Origin of the sequence: Bacillus sp. 2D03 (assembly GCF_003946765.1) — a bacterium.
GTDB lineage: Bacteria > Bacillota > Bacilli > Bacillales > Bacillaceae_G > Bacillus_A > Bacillus_A cereus.
The window spans coordinates 133,427-151,579 of record NZ_RPSJ01000002.1; the positions used below are offsets into that span (position 1 = coordinate 133,427).

The following is an 18,153-nucleotide window of genomic DNA, read 5'->3' on the forward strand; positions in this document are numbered from 1 at the left end:
TTTTTAATTTACGGATTTTGTGAAAAGGGGTAGTATTTATTTTATATAAGTATATTTGAGAATGTGGATTAAAAAGGAGTTCAATAATGGTCAAAATTATGATTGTAGAAGACGATATGAAAATTGCAGAACTATTATCAACACATGTCGCGAAATATGGTTATCAAGGAGTTATTGTATCGGACTTTCAAAATGTATTAGACATTTTTTTAGATGAACAACCAGAGTTAGTTTTATTAGATATTAATTTACCGAGTTTTGATGGGTACTTTTGGTGTCGTCAAATTCGCGGTGTTTCTACATGTCCGATACTATTCATTTCGGCCCGTGAAGGCACGATGGATCAAGTTATGGCGTTAGAAAATGGTGGCGATGATTTTATTCCGAAGCCTTTTCATTATGAAGTTGTAGTGGCGAAAATTCGTAGTCATTTAAGACGTGCATATGGAGATTATGCACCGAAACTAGAAGAGCGAATGATTGAGCAACAAGGCCTTTGTTTATATCCTGAAAGACTTGTATTGAAACTTAGAAACGAAGAGATTGATATAACGAGAAACGAAGCTATTTTATTAGAGACATTAATGAAAAATTATCCGCGTGTTGTGAGTAGGGAAGTGTTGTTAAATAAATTATGGGATAGCGAATCTTATGTTGATGATAATACATTAAGTGTAAATACAACACGTGTGCGTAAAAAGTTACAAACGTTACATATAGAAGGTGCGATTGAAACGATTCGTAGTGTTGGATATAGATTGCATATTACTTGGGATACTGGTATAGAAAAATGATAAGGTTGTTTATACGTGATCATATACCACTTATTTGCTTTACTATAATTCAACTACTAGCTATATTTCTCGTATATTGGTTTGATGGGCATAATCATATTACAACGGCGTTATATGCAATGTTTCTAGGGGCTTTCTTTATGGGAAGTTATTTAGTGTTTCGTTATTTTACACATCGTTCTTTTTATGAGCGCTTAGCAAACCCGATGCAATCTTTGGATGAATCTGTTCAAAAATCTGATTTTGCAGCTGTATCGGCTGCTCTTCAAGAACTACTTGAGGTGCAATATCGACATTATCAAAATCAGCTGCAAATGCAAGAGAGAAAAAATAATGACCATTTAACCTTTATGAATCAGTGGATTCATCAAATGAAAACACCTTTATCTGTAATAGAATTAATTACACAGGATGAAGTAGATTCACGTTTTGAAAGTATAAATGAGGAAACTGATCGATTAAAAAAGGGATTAGAAATGGCTCTGTATGTCGCACGTTTAGAAGCATTTACACAAGATTTTTATGTAGAAAGAGTACAACTACATAAAATAGTGAATGATTCGGTACATGAGCATAAACGGTTCTTTATCCGGAATTTTGTATATCCAGAGCTTGAAATTGATAAGGACATTACTGTAGAAAGTGATGCGAAATGGTTACAATTTTTAATTGGGCAAATACTATCGAATGCGATTAAATATTCATCAGGTAGTAGAGAAAAGATTAAAGTGAAAGCTTGTAAGGAAGGTAATACCGTTATACTTGAAATTGCTGATAATGGCGTAGGTATACCGAAGCAAGATTTACCAAGAGTCTTCAAACCTTTCTTTACAGGAGAAAACGGTAGAGATTTTAAAGAATCAACAGGAATGGGGCTATATCTCGTATATGAAATTACGAAGCAATTAGGACATAGTGTAGAAATCCATTCAGAAGTTGATAAAGGTACGGTAGTACGAGTAATATTTTTTAATGTGTAAAAAGTGATCAAGGCTAAAGAACGTTGGAGATAAGTTTTTTAGCCTTGTTTTGTATTTTTTAAAAAGTTTTCATATGAATAAATGATACAAATTAGTAAAAATTAAAGATATGAGCACATGAAATTGTAAAAATAAACTTGAAGAAAAATAATTGCTTTTGAAGTACAAATAATAATATTTACGCATACAGTATTATCATGGTACAATATGGTTATTAATGACAGAAAGGAATGATGGGTGGACGATGATTAACTAATCTTATTTTTAAATGTTGAAATTCAATAAATTTCAATTTCTAAAAAATAGGATTAGTCTGCCCAATTTCCATAGAACGGTATTGCTATTTATGTTACGTAATAGCTTATTTGGGTGTGAATATTTTAACGACTAATCCTGCCAAATTTATTTGGGAGGATTTTTTTATTCTCCCTTAATGAAAGGGATCGGTATTATGAAAGAACTATTAAAATTAAATGATGTTTATGTTGAAATAAAAGAAAATATGTTGTTAGAGAAAATGAATGTGACAGTAAAACAAGGGGATGTTATCGGATTAATTGGTAAAAACGGTGCTGGTAAATCAACGTTACTTCAATTAATAAATGGAAAGATTGAGCCTTCAAAAGGGATTGTTGAATGGCAGCAAATGAATATGACAACCGCATATGTTGAGCAAGAAATAGAATCTTTTATTAGTAATGATGTAATTGCAAAAGAAGCAGAACTTCTTGCGAAATGGGGCGTGCCAACGAACGATTTTCATACTTTAAGTGGTGGTGAAAAGCTGAAAATTCGATTAGCAAAAGGATTTGCTGAAAATCCTAATGTCTTAATATTAGACGAACCGACAAATCATTTAGATGAGATCAGTACGGGATTTCTCATTAAACAAATAAAAAACATGAAAGGTACAGTTATCGTTGTATCACATGATCGATATTTTTTAGATGTTGTCGCAACAAAAATATGGTCAATTGAGGACAAAAAATTAATTGAGCATAGTGGTAATTATACGAGCTACATGAAAGCACGTGAGCAAAAAAGAAAGTCGCAGCAGCGTGAATATGAAAAGCAGCAAAAAAAGATAGAACAAGTAGAAACACATATAAAAGAATTGAGTTCATGGTCACAAAAGGCACACGCGCAGTCTACAAAACAAGAAGGTGTGAAAGAATTCTATCGTGTAAAAGCGAAGCGAATGGATGCACAAGTGAAGTCAAAACGAAAACGACTTGAAAAAGAGCTGGAGAAAACGAAAGTAGAACGTGTGAAAGAAGAGTATTCAGTTGAGTTTTCTATTCAAGCGAACAAAAAAGTAGGAAAACGCTTTTTAGAAGTAAAGCAATTAAAAAAAGACTTTCATGGGAAAGTATTATTTGAAAACGTTAATTTTACAATTCAGCACGGTGAGAAAGTTGCGATTGTTGGACCAAACGGTAGTGGGAAAACAACATTACTGAAGATGATTATGGGAATGGAAACTGCTGAAGGAGAAATATGGATTTCACCTTCAGCAAACATCGGCTATTTAACACAAGAAGTTTTTGATTTACCGCTTGATAAAACACCAGAAAATTTATTTTTTAAAGAGACGTTTGAAGAACGAGGAAAAGTCCAAAATTTAATGAAACATTTAGGATTCCAAGCGTCTCAATGGAAAGAGCCGATTGAGCATATGAGTATGGGAGAAAGAGTAAAGTGTAAGCTAATGGCTTATATTTTAGATGAAAAAGATGTACTCATTTTAGACGAACCGACGAATCACTTGGATCTACCTTCACGTGAACAACTTGAAAATACATTAGCTGAGTATAACGGAACATTAGTAATTGTATCTCACGATCGATATTTTCTGGAGAAAACAACTAACACAAAACTCGTGTTTTCAAACAATACGATACAAAAGCAGCTAGAAGAACCTACTAAAACAAGAGATGATATTGAAGAGCTACGTTTAACGTTAGAAACAGAGAGACAAGAAGTATTAGGGAAATTAAGCTTTTTAACTTCTAAAGACAAAGAATATAAAGCACTGGATGAACGGTTTATTGAACTTACGAAGCAGATTAAGGAGCTATAACGTAAGTAAGGGGGATTAACATGGGAGAAGAGAGATTCACTAAGTTATTTAAAATAGATTGTGGAGATATATACTTGCAAGAGTTTACGGTCAAAGATGCAGAGAGTATTTATAAAATAGCAAATCAACCGGAAATAGCAAAATTTTTACCAGACTGGAAATCAACGAAAGAACAAAGGGTGGATTGGATTGCAGATTATGAAATACCAGCAAACAAAGCATTTCTTGATGCAGTGAAAACTACGAATAACATAGATAATTATATGTTAAAGCTAGGAATATTTAAGAAAGCTACAAATGAACTCATTGGATGGTGCTGCACAGGTATGAAAGAAGAACTCCCTTCACCAAACAGAGAGGTAATGTATGCTATCTCAAATGAATATCAAAATCATGGCCATGCTACAAAAGCGACTAAAGGTTTAATTGACTATTTGTTTAAAGAAACAAATTTAAATGTCCTTAACGCAATTGCTTTAATTAACAATGTAGCATCAAATAAAGTTATTGAAAAATGCGGGTTTATTTATAAGAGCCAACAGAGGATAGAAAATCAAATATATAATCATTATATATTGAGAAAATCTGAGTGGATAAAAATATAACGTTTGGTAGTAAAAGACCGATAGCAATCGGTCTTTTCTCATTTATATAATAAAGATTTATTATACATTATATTTCCTACTACTATACAATTATTATAAGATAGTTATGCGTTAATTTTAGTTTGAAATAATTATGTTGTCAGTTTTTTTAGAAATCTTACAAGCGTGTAAGGTAAATGAAAGATGAATCAATATGAGCTGTAAGACAATTCATTTACACTTTATAGTGAGCAGTGGAAATGAAGGGAGAATATACATGGAAATTTTACATGCAAAAAGTATTAGTAAAGTATATAAAGGGAAAGTACCTTATAAAGCATTAGTAGATATTGATTTATCAATTCAAGAAGGTGAATTTGTAGGAATTATGGGTCCATCAGGTAGCGGAAAAACAACGTTATTAAATATGGTATCTACTATTGATTCTCCATCATCGGGAGAAATATTTATTAATGACACAAATCCTTTTCAATTATCATCAGAAGAATTAGCGTTATTCCGCAGAAAACAATTAGGATTTGTTTTTCAATCATTTAATCTTCTTAGCACACTTACTGTAAAAGAAAACATCGTATTGCCGATGACTTTAGATGGTGTTTCCGTGCAAGAAATGAACAAGCGATTGGAAGAGATTGCAGAGAAGTTAAATATTACAGATATATTGAATAAAAGAACGTTTGAAATATCAGGGGGACAAGCTCAAAGGACAGCAATCGCTCGTGCGATTGTTCATAAGCCGCAATTATTACTTGCAGATGAACCAACAGGGAACTTGGACTCTAAATCTTCAAATGATGTAATGGAGATGCTGGATACTCTAAATAAAGAAGAAAAAGCAACGATGATGTTAGTTACACATGATCCGTATGCAGCGAGCTTTTGCAGCCGAGTAATCTTTATTAAAGATGGTCAACTATATAACGAAATTTATTGTGGTGAAAGCAGACAAGCCTTTTATCAAAAGATTATGGATGTCCTTTCTTTGTTAGGAGGGAAAAGGCATGACTTTTCGTCAGTTCGCATTTAATAATATTTTTCGTAATAAGCGTACATATGCTGCCCATTTTTTAAGTAGTGCATTTTCTATTATGATTTTCTTTACGTATGCTCTTTTATTATTTCATCCTGATTTACAAGGTGAGTTGAAATCGACAAGTGCAACAATAAGTGCATTTGGTACATTGGGATTTTCAGTTTCGCAAGGATTGATTTTTGTATTTTCATTTTTCTTCATTTTATATTCAGTTAGTTCGTTTTTAAAAACGCGTAAGAAAGAATTTGGCGTTTTAATGATGCAAGGTATGTCAATGAGACAGCTTAAGAAATTATTATTAATTGAAAATATGTTGATTGGACTTGGTTCAATTTGTATAGGGATTTTCATTGGACTCATATTTTCTAAACTAGTCTTATTGATAAGTGCAAGTGTATTAATGATTAATAATGGTTTACCTTTTTATATACCAGTGCGGGCTGTATTATTAACAGTTATCACATTTCTTTTCTTGTTTTTAATTGTTTCATTATTTACATTTAAAATGATAAAAGTAACGGAACTTGTGGAACTTATTCGAGCAGAGGAAAAGCCAAAACCTGAACCGAAATCTTCAGTTTTATTATCGCTACTTTCTTTAATTAGTATAGGGTATGGATATTTTTCAGTATTTCGCTTCATACCAAGTACCAATTTTATTACGCTTGGAATAGGTGGCTCCTAGTAATTATAGGAACGTACTTTTTATATACACAGTGTAGCGTGTATATATTGCGCCTTGCTAAAAGGAGAGAATCTTTCTTTTTAAAGAGAACAAATATATTAACATTTTCTGAATTAATTTACCGTATGAAAGATAATGCAACGATGTTTTTTATAGTATCTATTGTTTCAGCAGTTGCATTTACAGCAATTGGTACAACAGCCGCAATTGGAAATAGGGATTTGGTAAGGATGACAAATCCGTATACATTTTTGTATGGAAGTTTTGAAAATGACAAAGTATTGAATAAAAATCTTTCTATTATAAAAAAGCACCTTTCTGATGCTAATATTCCGTATCGAATGGCTTCATCTTCATATATATACACAGAAAATGGCGTAAATGTAATGAAGTTAAGTGAATACAACGATCTTGCTAAAGCACTAGGCTATCAACAAGAAACAATTGAAAAAGAAGATGAAATTTTATTAATTCCTGGAGTCGTATCACAAAAACAAGAATTTAAAAATGGCGAGTATAAAAAGAATATAGAAGTCATTCAAGGTGACTGGACAAAGACATTTCATGTGAAAAAAGCTGTAGAAAATTTAGTTTTACCACACGATTCTAGAACTATTTATATCGCTGTTCAAGATCAGGTATATGATGGAATGCCTCTTACTAGTGACCCAGTTAATAAAGAAATTCCATATCGTACTTACGGATTTGTTGTAGATGATTGGATAAAAACGAAAGAGATTTCCAATCAATTAAAGAGTATATTTGATAAAGATCTTAGGGACAGAGATTTCTACTTTGAAGCTTTAACATTAAACTTGTTGGAAGCAAAGCAAAAGAATGGTTTATTACTTATGGTAAGTATTTTAGTCGGAATCGTCTTCTTTACATTTGCTGCTAGTTTTATTTATTTCCGATTATATACAGATTTGGATCGCGATCAGCAGCAATATAAAATGATTTCGAAAATGGGATTAAGTAAAGGTGAGTTAAAAAAAGTTGTAACGAGACAGTTATTATTAATGTTCTTTTTACCAATTGTCGTTGCAGTGATTCATACTGTAGTCGCTTATATAGCATTACAGCAATTAGTCGATTTTTCTATCATAAATAGCTCTATCGTTATTTTAATTTCATTTATATGTATACAAGTTTTATATTTCTTTATAACCCGTTGGCGTTATCTGCAAAAGCTTTATAAGGTTATGGAGCAATAGAATTTATTAGCTTGTAAGACTACAATAAAGTATGTAGAAAAATGTACTGTATGATGAAAGGAAACGAGATGAAAAGAACTTTAACTATTTTTATGTTAACGATACTACTATTAATAAGTTTTAGTGCATGTTCTAAAAAGGAAAATCCATTTCCTGCAAACGGTGTATTAATTATTGGAGATGAAAATAATATTTCACCAATTATTAATCGTTATCAGGAAATTACGGAAGAAAATGAAGTGTTTTCTGTGAAAAAAGGGGAAGTTGGAAATGGAAATGTCTTAATTTTAAATGAATCTACAGCACAAGCATTGATTAAAGAAAAACTTTTTCGAAAACAAGATAATGGCTCCAATTATATTATAGATACGTTACCGAAATTCCCAAAAGAAGGGGCGCTATTATTTACAAGTGAAGACAATAAGACTATGAAAAGTATTAAAATAGGAGAGGAAGAGATTCCTGTTACATACGATAGTGATGCTTGGATAGGTAACAATCGTAAATATTCAACGGAATGGTATATGATTGTAGCAAAAAATAGTGTTTATAAAGAAATAAAGGCAAATGAAATGAAAATGCATCTTCTTCATTTGAAAAAATCACTAGGTGACGAAAAACCTAAAATGTCGACAGATAATACATTGGTTAATGAAAATGTCAAAGTAAAAAAGTTAATTAAAGGTTTGGAAGGAGAAGTATCTTTTCACTTTGTAACGATTGGCGAAAAACCTTAAAAAAGAGTTCGAAGTTGATAAAAATTTCATCAGCTTCGAACTCTTTTTAGTTTATAGACAAATCAATTATTATGCTTTACATTACTTCATTTAATCGAGTCTCACTCGTTTCTTCAATCGCATTTGAATTTTGAACTGAATTATTTTGTGCTTCTTTTTCTTTACGAGCCTTTTGTAGCATTTCAAGTATAATCCATAAAGGAACACCTTTATCCTTTAACATCTTCCATAAATCTAATTCATTAAATTTATGTTCAGGCTGTTTCATTTCTTTTTCGGATGAACGAATATCGAACTTGATAGGATCATTTACTTTCTTACTTTCAAGTTTAGTAGAAGAGATAGTATTATGCTCAAGAGTAGATGGAGTTATTTTAGTAGGTTGAGATAATGTATGAATATTTGATCCGATTTGCATGCTTTTTTCCTCCTTTTCAAGCAATGAGATTAGTTTTCTTATGGTTTTTAAATCTTTTTAACATGAGGAAACTATATTTAATTATAAATTCTAATAAACAGATTTACAAGTTGTATTGTAAAAAGTAAATGTTTATTTGAATTAATATTTATCAACATCTGTATATGTTTTCTATATATACAACGTATATAAAATACTTTACATTATGTTTAAGTTATTAAAGTATTCTGTTATTTTTTAAAAAAGAAAAATGTAAACGTTTTATTAGGGGGAGAAAGTATGGGGAAGTTATTTTTAAAAATATGTTTTTTCGCATTAGTGACCGTATGTTCATTCGCAGCGAAAATATCATACGCTGAAGAGAGGCAACAAAATAATTATCCTATCATATTGGTGAATGGATTTGCTGGATGGGGTAGAGAAGAAATGCTTGGCGTAAAATATTGGGGTGGTGTTCATGATATACAGGAAGATTTGAAACGCAATGGTTATACGGTACATACCGCAGCTGTTGGACCTGTTTCTAGTAACTGGGATCGTGCATGTGAATTGTATGCACAAATTAGCGGTGGGACAGTAGACTATGGTGCAGTACATGCTGAGAAACATGGACATAATCGTTTTGGCAGAACTTATAGTGGTTTTGCGCCGAATTGGAGTGAAACAAATAAAGTTCATTTAGTTGGACATAGCATGGGTGGACAAACGATTAGAACATTAGTACAGCTATTAAAAGAAGGTAGTTTTGAAGAAAAGAATTATGTAAAAAATCACCCAGACACCAAAATATCACCACTATTTGAAGGCGGAAAATCATATGTTCATAGTGTTACAACATTAGCAACCCCTCACAACGGTACAACACTTGCGGATGGTAGTCTTCTACTGCCGTTCGTTAAAGATTTACTCATTACAGCTGCAAGCTTTGGAGGAAACAATAATTTATCATTATATGATTTTAAATTGGATCAATGGGGTATAAAGAAAAATGCTGGAGAGTCCTTTTTCCAATATAGTAATCGTATTCTAAATAGTTCACTTTGGAAAAATACAAAAGATATAAGTCAATGGGATTTAAGTACAGATGGTGCAAAGGAGTTAAATAATTGGGTAAAGACGCAACCAGATGTGTATTACTTATCCTATAGTGGGCATGCATCACAAGCAGCACCTATAACAGGTTTACATTTGCCTCATATAACGATGAATAAAGTGTTAATGGGAAATGCATTTTTCTTAGGTTCTTATGCGAGATATGAAGAAAACCGTCTGTTAGTTGATACTTCTTGGTGGCAAAATGATGGTGTAGTAAATACAAATTCTATGATTGCACCCTCTTCTAATGTTGCTGTAAATAATAATGAGTCATTACAGATTGGAAAATGGAATCATATCGAAACGAAAGCGAATTGGGATCATCTCGATATGGTAGGATTAAGTGTTTCAGACTCATTAGGTTTTTCTAGCATTCAAGAGTTTTATAGAACAATTGCTGAAAAGCTATCACGTTTACCGAAATAGGTAATAATAAAGCGCTCTCGATGGAATTCGAGAGCGCTTTATATTATATTGAAAGAGGGATTTGGTAGAAAAATATGGGGGGATATTATGAAAATTCAAGTTGTATTATCAGGATACGGAACAGTAGGTAGAGAGTTTATAAAATTATTAAATGAAAAATATTCATATATATATGAAACATATGGGATTCAATTAGTTGTAAGTGGCGTATTAGGGAGAAATATTGCGATACATAATGAAGACGGCTTATCACTTCATCATTTATTGATGTATGGTGGCGGTACCGCTGCAATTGAAAAATATTTAGAGTATCATCCGAAGGAACGTGCAACAACTAGCATAAGTGGTACTGTATTGGTAGAATCAACAGTTACAAATCTTAAAGATGGAAATCCAGGGAAACAATATATGAAACAAGCGATGGAGAAACAGATGGATATAGTAGCAATTTCTAAAGGGGCGCTCGTTACAAACTGGAGAGAAATAAATGAAGCAGCAAGAGGCGCAAATGTACGAATTCGATATAGCGGTGCAACAGCCGCTGCACTACCGACCCTAGATATCGGACAATTTAGTTTAGCGGGTTGCAGTATTGAAAAAATAGAAGGAATATTAAATGGAACAACTAATTATATTCTTACGAAAATGTATGAGGAAGATGTGATATTTGAAGAAGCACTGAAAGAAGCACAAGATAAAGGAATTGCTGAGACAAACCCTATATTAGATATAAGTGGTTCAGATAGTGCGTGTAAATTGTTACTTTTGACAAACAGCTTAATGGGAACAGAGAAAACACTTACTGATATACATATAAAAGGAATCGAGCACGTTACAAAACAGCAAATTAGAAATGCTAAGGAACAACATAAAATTATTAAATTAATAGCATCAACATATAAGGATGAGGGGGGCAATGTCAATTTAAATGTTGAACCGTGCGAAATAGAAAAAAATCATCCGTTAGCAAAAGTAAATGGGACCGAAAAAGGAATTACGTTCTTTACAGATACGATGGGACAAGTTACTACAATTGGTGGGGCTTCTAATCCACGAGGCGCTGCAGCTGCAGCTTTAAAAGATGTAATTAACTTATATCGAAAAGATTTGTAAGACCGTACCGCCCTTTATAAAAAATACATATGTCGTGGACCTTTTGAGAATGAAATAAATATGCAAAAATGATTGCAGGGGGTAAGGAATTGTTTAAGGATTTTAAAGTTGTTAAAGATCGTCCCGTTTATATTCAATTGAAAGATTATTTGAAGAAGATGATTATGAAAGGGCATTTGCTCGGGGATCAAAAAATCCCATCAACAAGGGAACTAAGTGAATTACTAAGTGTGAGTAGAAACACTGTACTCGCTGCTTATGCAGATTTAGAGCAAGAAGGACTCATTTATGCAGTTAAAGGAAAAGGGAACTTTGTTGCGAAGGTGGATATATCTAACACTTCGTCTGTTGAAATAGATTGGAAAAATAAACTTAATACAGTGACCGCATTAGCGGATGAATTAGATTTAATGAAACATGGTGTTCGTTGGGAAAAAGGAATGATTGTTTTTAATAGTATAGCCCCGGATGAGAAGCTATTTGATGTTGAAAATTTCAAAAGAGCTTTTCTTACTCGTATGTCCATTGAAGGAGACATCGTATTGAACTACGGATATGCAAAGGGATATAGACCGTTAATGAATTATTTACTTCATTACATGGAAATGAAAGGTGTAGACATTTCGAATAAAGATATTCTAATTACAAATGGATTTACAGAAGGATTGGATATTGTACTCTCTTCTTTATCAAAAAAATCCGGGCGTGTCATTTGTGAGAATCCAACTCACCACGCTGCACTTAAGCTTTTCCGTTTACATGGACTTGAAGTTCATGGGATTGATATGCATGAGGATGGTATTGATACGAATGAAGTTGAAAAAAGTTTGCGTGAAAAAGATTTTGATTTTGCTTATTTAATTCCTTCTTATCATAATCCAACTGGTATTGTTACGAGTTCAGAGAAAAGGACGGAATTGATGAGGTTATTCTCAAAATACAAGGTTCCTATTATAGAGGACGGATTTAATGAAGAATTACGTTATTCAGGTTCACATTTAGCTCCATTATTAACTTTTGCTGGAGCTGGCAATAATGTGATTTATATTAGTAGCTTTTCAAAGGTACTTTTCCCTGGTTTACGTGTAGGCTGGATTATTGCAGATAAAGAGCTGATTCATTATTTAGAAAGCGTAAAAAGAGCAAGAACGATCCACACATCTACGTTAGATCAAGCTGTTCTGTTTCAATATTTACATGAGGGATATTTTGAGAAATATTTAAAAAAGGCAAGATCTGTTTATAAGAAAAAATATGAGTTAGCTGTCGGGGCATGTAACCAGTACATTCATTTCAAAAGAATGACTGGAGATGGTGGACTTCATTTATTTATAGAACTAGAAGAGCATATGAATGCCCGCACACTTTTACAAAAGTGTTATGAGAAAGGCGTTACGTTTTCACCTGGAGATGTTTTTTACTCTGATGGAGAAGGAGCGAACACTTTCCGATTAGGGTTTTCGCGCTTGAAAGAAGAAGAAATAGTTCGGGGAATTAAAATAATTGGTGATACAATAAAAAATGAAATTTGGAGTTGAGAAAATGAAAATCGGTGTTATTATGGGCGGGGTATCGTCTGAAAAACAAGTTTCAATTATGACGGGGAATGAAATGATTGCTCATTTAGATAAAAATAAGTATGAAATAGTTCCAATTACATTAAATGAAAAAGTGGATTTAATTGAAAAAGCGAAAGACATTGACTTTGCGTTGCTCGCGTTACACGGAAAATACGGAGAAGATGGGACAGTTCAAGGAACACTGGAGAGTTTAGGAATTCCTTATAGCGGAAGTAATATGTTATCTAGCAGTATATGTATGGATAAAAATATTTCGAAAAAGATTTTACGTTATGAAGGTGTAGAAACACCAGATTGGATTGAACTTACAAAAATGGAGGATCTAAATCTTGATGAGTTAGATAAGTTAGGATTTCCATTAGTAGTAAAACCAAACTCTGGCGGATCGAGTGTCGGAGTGAAAATCGTTTATAATAAAAATGAATTGATCTCAATGCTAGAAACTGTATTCGAATGGGATTCTGAAGTAGTAATTGAGAAGTATATAAAAGGTGATGAAATTACATGTTCAATTCTGGATGGAAAACAGTTACCTATAGTTTCAATTCGACATGCAGCCGAGTTCTTTGACTACAATGCAAAATATGATGATACTAGTACAGTTGAGGAAGTTATCGAACTTCCAGCAGAAATTAATGAACGTGTAAATAAAGCGTCACTTGCTTGTTATAAAGCATTAAAATGTAGTGTTTATGCAAGAGTTGATATGATGGTGAAGGACGGAATTCCATATGTAATGGAAATTAATACATTACCAGGGATGACACAATCAAGTTTATTGCCAAAAAGTGCAGAAGCAGCGGGAATTAGTTATAGCAAACTATTAGATATGATTATTGAAACATCATTAAAAGTTAGAAAAGAAGAAGGGTTTTAAGGGAATTATATAACTAATTTTTTGACAGTTTCACGAAGTATGCTATGATGAATACATTATAAAAACAAAATATTTATCCACTAGGGGGGCCTTTTATAGGCTGAGATCAAATGTGATTTTGAGACTCTTAGTACCTGATCTGGTTAATGCCAGCGTAGGGAAGTGGGAAAGACGTTGCTATTTAATGAGTAAATAAATACTGTCAATTTCACTTTCTTTACGCCTGTAAAGAAAGTTTTTTTATTTTACAGCTTTAATAATTGTGGATAAATAGTTATATTTTATATATTATTGGAGGGATTTAAATGACTTTTTCACAATCATTACGTAAAGAAGTAGATTCAATTTGGGAAGCGAGTTTTAACCATCCTTTTGTAAAAAAACTTGGTGAAGGAACGTTAGATTTAGCTAGTTTTCGTTATTATGTGCTTCAAGATTCATATTATTTGAGCCATTTTGCTAGAGTACAAACTTTAGGAGCTGCAAAAGCTCTTGAATTAGAGACGACAGCTCGTATGGCACATCATGCTCAAAATACATATGAAGCAGAGTTATCTTTACATGAGAATTTTGCTAAAAAGCTAGGGATAACAAAAGAAGAAAAAGATAATTTTATTCCTGCGCCAACTGCATATGCGTATACTTCACATATGTATCGTGCTGCGTATGAAGGGCATTTAGGAGATATTATTGCAGCAATTTTACCTTGCTATTGGTTGTATTATGAAATTGGTGAACGCTTAAAAGAGTGCCAGCCGGAAGAGGCAATTTATAACGAATGGATTTCTGCTTATGGATCTGATTGGTTCCGTACGCTAGTTGAAGAACAAATTACACGGTTAGATACTATTGCTGAAAAAGTAACAGAGGCAGACCGCAAGCGTATGAAACAGCATTTTATTATTAGCAGTCAATATGAATATTCATTTTGGGAAATGGCTTATACATTAGAAAAGTGGCCAGTGGATACAGACGTAAAAGACGTAATTGGATAAAGAATAGAAGTAATGTTATAGATAGGTGTGGATCATACCTATCTATATATTTTTTCTTGTCAAATTTGTGTAAAGTCATTAGTGCTACGGATATGGCGAAATAGAATATCGATAAGTTAGCTAATTTAATTGTCTACGAATTAACTGGATAAATTTCTGCCACATTTATTTTACATTCAAAAAACGTAAAGATTGGTGGTATGAAGTTAAATAAGAAAAGAAACCGGCTCTGTTAATTGTAATGGATTTGCTTTTTCTTTAAGGGAATTGCTAAATCATCATGGAATGCTGTTCATACAATATGCAAATATGCATATTGTATCTTTTTGAGTTCTTTATGTGTTAAAATTAGATATAGAGATATGGGAATATAAAGAAGCAAAAGCAGGAATATCCAATGAATTTTGAGAGGTGTTATATGTTTACAAATAAGAAATTAATTCGATTTGGTTTATCGTTATTTGTATTTTTAGGGATAATTAATTTTACAATCAGCTATTTCCAAACATATCTTGAAACAGCAGCAGATATTAAATGGGTAATTCCAGAAATTTGGAAAACTATTTTGCTAGATGTTCCTCAAGGGATACTTGTTCTTTTAGGCGCAATTGCTTTATATGATTTCACAAAAGAGGCATCAAAAAAAGACGCATCAATCTAAATGTGTCTTTTTTCAATTAGCAATTTCATATAGAGATTTGCTGGAGAAATAGAATGAAAAGCCCTAATTAGGGCTTTTTTTGTTGGAATTTCTTAACCGTCATAGAAACTGGTCACTTGGAGGTGTTATAGCGAAAGCCATTTACAGTACAGAAAAATCTAAGCAGCAGACGGAAATATATAGGATATGGATCATAATTATTGAGAAATTAATTGAACTTAGTAAGTATGAAGATATGACGCTAGAATTCATATTTTTTAATTTTTATTTATCTCGCTATTTGCCGGGCAGTAAGCCCCCCACCTCAAAATTCAGCGGAAGCAAAGAAGTTAGGTAGGGGATGAACAAAACCCCACTGATTAAATTTTCACTTTATAAAAATGAGCCCATAGTAAAAATAGGTATATGAACAAGGTGCATCATCTAGTGATAAGTCATACTTTGTTGGTGTACGTATTGAACTTAGTTTATAGCGCTATTTCTACTTAGATGTAACGAACAGGAATATAGGGAAGTATTGATGAGGTTGTATTTTATAAACGGAGGTTATGAAAATGAATCAGTTTCAACAAGAACTACAAGCGTTAAGCCTTAATGATTACCGGTCTGGAAATATTGTCTATTGGGACCAGCAAAACCAATATCCGTATTACTATATTGAAGATGCTGCTCGTCGCTGTGGCGGTTGTGGTCGTTGTGGCGGTTGTGGTGGAGGTCGTTGTGGCGGCTTCCGTTGTGGTGGCTTCCGTTGTATTGGTTGCTTCGGTTGTTTTGGTTGTGGAGGTTGTGGCGGCTGTGGTGGTTGCTCTAACTGTTTTGATGGTTTTACTGATACTACCGGTACTATTGTAACGTATGAATATTGATAACATCTATCTTGCTAGTTGCGGGTAGTAACATCCCCAAAAAAATTCAGTGAGAGCAAAGAGAAGTTAGGTGGCGGACTGCCCATAAAATCCCGATTGGTGAGAGCTGATTAAATTTTCACTTTATCAATTAAAAAACATTAGTTATATATGTACGTGCCGACAAAGAATATAGCCATTATTCATGGATATATTCAATCATTCAAGTAAAAGAGTAATAATAAGATATATAGATGTAATCAAGATGTGATGGATAAAGCAATGACTAGATTTAAAATCTAATCATTGTTTTTTTCTTATGGTTTTATCATTAAATATCTGTCTAGTTTGGGCATTGCTTCCTTCTAGCTAATGATTTTATTACAACCGTGTAAGGTTAATGTAATGTTAATCGATAGTAAAATAAGTTGCTTGAGTGTATTTTAAATAAGATTAAAAAGTACTGTTTATCTATAAAATAATTGGGTAAATAATATGTAATTAGGAAGTGTATGAATATGGTTGAACTAAAATCTATTTTCCATTCGTATAAACTAAAGAGAAAAATAGCTAAAGATTTATACGGAAAAAGAGATGAATTATCACTGTTATTAAATGAATTTAATAATATGAAATGTACAGTAACATCTGAAAAGAAGAAAAACAATATGTTATCTCGTTTGCAACTAATTTATGAAAATATGAAATTAGATAAGCAGTATCCTCTATCAGTTTCTTTTGATAGTAAATTATTGGAGCGATTAGAAAAAGAATCTCTACATACTATTGAGGATGGTGTAACATGTCTACATTTAATGTTAGATATGAATTATGAAAAAATAAAACAATATGGGTCGGGTACAAGTAGGTCATTCGTTCCATTATCGCAGTCTTCTATTTGTCTCGCTGATTGTATTTGTTTAACAGGATTTGTAGTAGGTTTACTAGGAGCAATTTCATTTGGAGCATTACTGTTATCTATATGTTCAGTCACATAACGCTTAATATTTGTAAAGAGAGCACCGATTTAAGGTGTTTTTTTAGTTTTTTGTAAATTTATTGTAAATGATAAGTACAATATACCAAGTGAATTGTATAATTCAAATGTATTAAAATATAAATGTAAGGGGTGCTGTATATGATAATTACTTTTAATTTTTAAAAGAGTCATTTTGATAATGTTTTGTTTAGATAAATAGTTTTTACTTTTCTTTTAAATACTTCGTTTAAATGAATTAGATTAAGTAATTATTGTTCTAGCTTTTTGATAATCAAGACAATCGAAGAAAGGAATCATTTTATGAAAAAATTAAGGCTGTTAACATTTGAAAATATAGTAGAACCCCTTTTAAATGAAGAGGTATCATTTATATACTTTCCTATTGAATGGCTGGACATCGTAGAGATACATTATAAGACGTTTTTATTAACGAGTAAGTTGAAACGTTTGAATAAAAGATTATATGATATGTTTTCGGATATATTGTTTATTCAGCATAATCCGTACGTATTAAATGAAAATATACCATGGATTGTATCAAAAGAACCTATTAAACAAGAGCAACTCGATTATATTTTTCAAAGTTGGTATGAGATTATTCATGATTGGAAGCCAAATAGATTAGTAGAACCACCAAAATATGAATGGCAATCCGATTTGATTTCTAATTTGCCAGTACTACATGATAATGAAACGTATTCTAAGTGGGTACCCGCTTTAATCTCACATATTTTTTGTGAGCGTCCTATATATTTAGAAAATACAAATGAAGAAGAAATCTATTTTTCTCCTCTTAGATCACAAAATATTTGTGAGGCGATGTCAGAGCCGATAAAAGATGAAAAAACACAAGATTTTTTCTCCTATGTATATCGATTCCAATGCATAACCCGTGGTGGTGAGAAGGCTCCATTATTAAATATTTCAATAGGGATTCGGAGATTTTATCAAGAATATAAGATGATAGGTCAAACAAACCTTGATATGACAACATTTGTTTGACTTTTTTTGATAA

The 18,153-nt window shown here is 32.3% G+C and carries 16 protein-coding genes, 1 pseudogene and 1 riboswitch; of the genes and pseudogenes, 16 read left to right on the forward strand and 1 reads right to left on the reverse strand.

Features of this window, described 5'->3' with window-relative positions:
* Positions 1-86: 86 nt before the first annotated feature.
* The 7 genes and pseudogenes from EBQ15_RS05670 to EBQ15_RS05700 all read left to right on the forward strand — a co-directional run bounded on the left by EBQ15_RS05670 (position 87) and on the right by EBQ15_RS05700 (position 8,128).
* Positions 87-794 carry a response regulator transcription factor gene (locus EBQ15_RS05670; RefSeq protein ID WP_000238990.1) on the forward strand — a complete coding sequence of 236 codons (708 nt, stop codon included), beginning with the start codon at positions 87-89 and terminating at the stop codon, positions 792-794.
* The gene (locus EBQ15_RS05675; RefSeq protein ID WP_002103134.1) at positions 791-1,774 is read left to right on the forward strand and encodes a sensor histidine kinase; all 984 of its coding nucleotides are present in this window, start codon (positions 791-793) and stop codon (positions 1,772-1,774) included. Before EBQ15_RS05670 ends, EBQ15_RS05675 begins: the two co-directional genes overlap by 4 nt.
* 451 nt (positions 1,775-2,225) lie before the next feature.
* Positions 2,226-3,854, forward strand: a complete 1,629-nt coding sequence (gene abc-f / locus EBQ15_RS05680; RefSeq protein WP_016117980.1) for a ribosomal protection-like ABC-F family protein — start codon at positions 2,226-2,228, stop codon at positions 3,852-3,854.
* Between the two features lie 20 nt (positions 3,855-3,874).
* A complete protein-coding gene (locus tag EBQ15_RS05685) occupies positions 3,875-4,459 on the forward strand; it encodes a GNAT family N-acetyltransferase (RefSeq protein WP_000503530.1) in 585 nt (194 codons plus the stop codon).
* A 256-nt stretch (positions 4,460-4,715) separates the two neighbouring features.
* Positions 4,716-5,486: an ABC transporter ATP-binding protein gene (locus tag EBQ15_RS05690; RefSeq protein ID WP_000404273.1), complete on the forward strand. Its 771-nt coding sequence runs from the start codon at positions 4,716-4,718 to the stop codon at positions 5,484-5,486.
* Positions 5,461-7,391: pseudogene (locus tag EBQ15_RS05695) on the forward strand (ABC transporter permease). The gene EBQ15_RS05690 and the pseudogene EBQ15_RS05695 overlap by 26 nt, the downstream one beginning before the upstream one ends.
* A 50-nt stretch (positions 7,392-7,441) precedes the next feature.
* Positions 7,442-8,128, forward strand: coding sequence for a lipoprotein BA_5634 family protein (locus tag EBQ15_RS05700; RefSeq protein WP_000975419.1), 687 nt, complete (start codon positions 7,442-7,444; stop codon positions 8,126-8,128).
* A gap of 76 nt (positions 8,129-8,204) precedes the next feature.
* Here EBQ15_RS05700 and EBQ15_RS05705 read toward each other — a convergent pair whose 3' ends face one another.
* Positions 8,205-8,546, reverse strand: coding sequence for a DUF3914 domain-containing protein (locus EBQ15_RS05705; RefSeq protein WP_001165518.1), 342 nt, complete (start codon positions 8,544-8,546; stop codon positions 8,205-8,207).
* A 279-nt stretch (positions 8,547-8,825) separates the two neighbouring features.
* Between EBQ15_RS05705 and EBQ15_RS05710 the strand changes: the two genes are divergently transcribed.
* The 9 genes from EBQ15_RS05710 (at position 8,826) to EBQ15_RS05750 (ending at position 18,140) form a co-directional block, all read left to right on the forward strand.
* A complete protein-coding gene (locus EBQ15_RS05710) occupies positions 8,826-10,067 on the forward strand; it encodes an esterase/lipase family protein (RefSeq protein WP_000517068.1) in 1,242 nt (413 codons plus the stop codon).
* An 87-nt stretch (positions 10,068-10,154) separates the two neighbouring features.
* On the forward strand, positions 10,155-11,180 hold the full coding sequence (locus EBQ15_RS05715) for a homoserine dehydrogenase (protein ID WP_000701767.1): 1,026 nt from the start codon (positions 10,155-10,157) through the stop codon (positions 11,178-11,180).
* An 89-nt stretch (positions 11,181-11,269) separates the two neighbouring features.
* A complete protein-coding gene (gene pdxR / locus EBQ15_RS05720) occupies positions 11,270-12,718 on the forward strand; it encodes a MocR-like pyridoxine biosynthesis transcription factor PdxR (RefSeq protein WP_000471609.1) in 1,449 nt (482 codons plus the stop codon).
* Between the two features lie 4 nt (positions 12,719-12,722).
* Positions 12,723-13,637 (forward strand): D-alanine--D-alanine ligase, encoded by a 915-nt coding sequence (locus EBQ15_RS05725; RefSeq protein ID WP_001999863.1) that lies wholly within the window; start codon positions 12,723-12,725, stop codon positions 13,635-13,637.
* Positions 13,638-13,709: 72 nt separating this feature from the next.
* Positions 13,710-13,815: riboswitch (TPP riboswitch) on the forward strand.
* 127 nt (positions 13,816-13,942) lie between these two features.
* Positions 13,943-14,632, forward strand: coding sequence for a thiaminase II (tenA, locus tag EBQ15_RS05730; RefSeq protein WP_000144508.1), 690 nt, complete (start codon positions 13,943-13,945; stop codon positions 14,630-14,632).
* A 397-nt stretch (positions 14,633-15,029) separates the two neighbouring features.
* On the forward strand, positions 15,030-15,293 hold the full coding sequence (locus tag EBQ15_RS05735) for a DUF3937 family protein (protein WP_002101034.1): 264 nt from the start codon (positions 15,030-15,032) through the stop codon (positions 15,291-15,293).
* A 554-nt stretch (positions 15,294-15,847) separates the two neighbouring features.
* Positions 15,848-16,159, forward strand: coding sequence for a heterocycloanthracin/sonorensin family bacteriocin (locus EBQ15_RS05740; RefSeq protein ID WP_001071365.1), 312 nt, complete (start codon positions 15,848-15,850; stop codon positions 16,157-16,159).
* 491 nt (positions 16,160-16,650) lie between these two features.
* Positions 16,651-17,136, forward strand: coding sequence for a hypothetical protein (locus EBQ15_RS05745; RefSeq protein ID WP_001999865.1), 486 nt, complete (start codon positions 16,651-16,653; stop codon positions 17,134-17,136).
* 302 nt (positions 17,137-17,438) lie between these two features.
* Positions 17,439-18,140, forward strand: coding sequence for a pPIWI_RE module domain-containing protein (locus tag EBQ15_RS05750; protein ID WP_000736191.1), 702 nt, complete (start codon positions 17,439-17,441; stop codon positions 18,138-18,140).
* Positions 18,141-18,153 lie beyond the last annotated feature (13 nt).

Coding starts and splice junctions, on each gene's coding strand:
- EBQ15_RS05750 (WP_000736191.1), top strand. CDS start 17,439: ATGAAAAAATTAAGGCTGTTAACATTTGAAAATATAGTAGAACCCCTT.
- abc-f (WP_016117980.1), top strand. CDS start 2,226: ATGAAAGAACTATTAAAATTAAATGATGTTTATGTTGAAATAAAAGAA.
- EBQ15_RS05670 (WP_000238990.1), top strand. CDS start 87: ATGGTCAAAATTATGATTGTAGAAGACGATATGAAAATTGCAGAACTA.
- EBQ15_RS05725 (WP_001999863.1), top strand. CDS start 12,723: ATGAAAATCGGTGTTATTATGGGCGGGGTATCGTCTGAAAAACAAGTT.
- EBQ15_RS05700 (WP_000975419.1), top strand. CDS start 7,442: ATGATGAAAGGAAACGAGATGAAAAGAACTTTAACTATTTTTATGTTA.
- EBQ15_RS05710 (WP_000517068.1), top strand. CDS start 8,826: ATGGGGAAGTTATTTTTAAAAATATGTTTTTTCGCATTAGTGACCGTA.
- EBQ15_RS05740 (WP_001071365.1), top strand. CDS start 15,848: ATGAATCAGTTTCAACAAGAACTACAAGCGTTAAGCCTTAATGATTAC.
- EBQ15_RS05745 (WP_001999865.1), top strand. CDS start 16,651: ATGAATATGGTTGAACTAAAATCTATTTTCCATTCGTATAAACTAAAG.
- EBQ15_RS05715 (WP_000701767.1), top strand. CDS start 10,155: ATGAAAATTCAAGTTGTATTATCAGGATACGGAACAGTAGGTAGAGAG.
- EBQ15_RS05675 (WP_002103134.1), top strand. CDS start 791: ATGATAAGGTTGTTTATACGTGATCATATACCACTTATTTGCTTTACT.
- EBQ15_RS05690 (WP_000404273.1), top strand. CDS start 4,716: ATGGAAATTTTACATGCAAAAAGTATTAGTAAAGTATATAAAGGGAAA.
- EBQ15_RS05705 (WP_001165518.1), bottom strand. CDS start 8,546: ATGCAAATCGGATCAAATATTCATACATTATCTCAACCTACTAAAATA.
- EBQ15_RS05735 (WP_002101034.1), top strand. CDS start 15,030: ATGAATTTTGAGAGGTGTTATATGTTTACAAATAAGAAATTAATTCGA.
- EBQ15_RS05685 (WP_000503530.1), top strand. CDS start 3,875: ATGGGAGAAGAGAGATTCACTAAGTTATTTAAAATAGATTGTGGAGAT.
- tenA (WP_000144508.1), top strand. CDS start 13,943: ATGACTTTTTCACAATCATTACGTAAAGAAGTAGATTCAATTTGGGAA.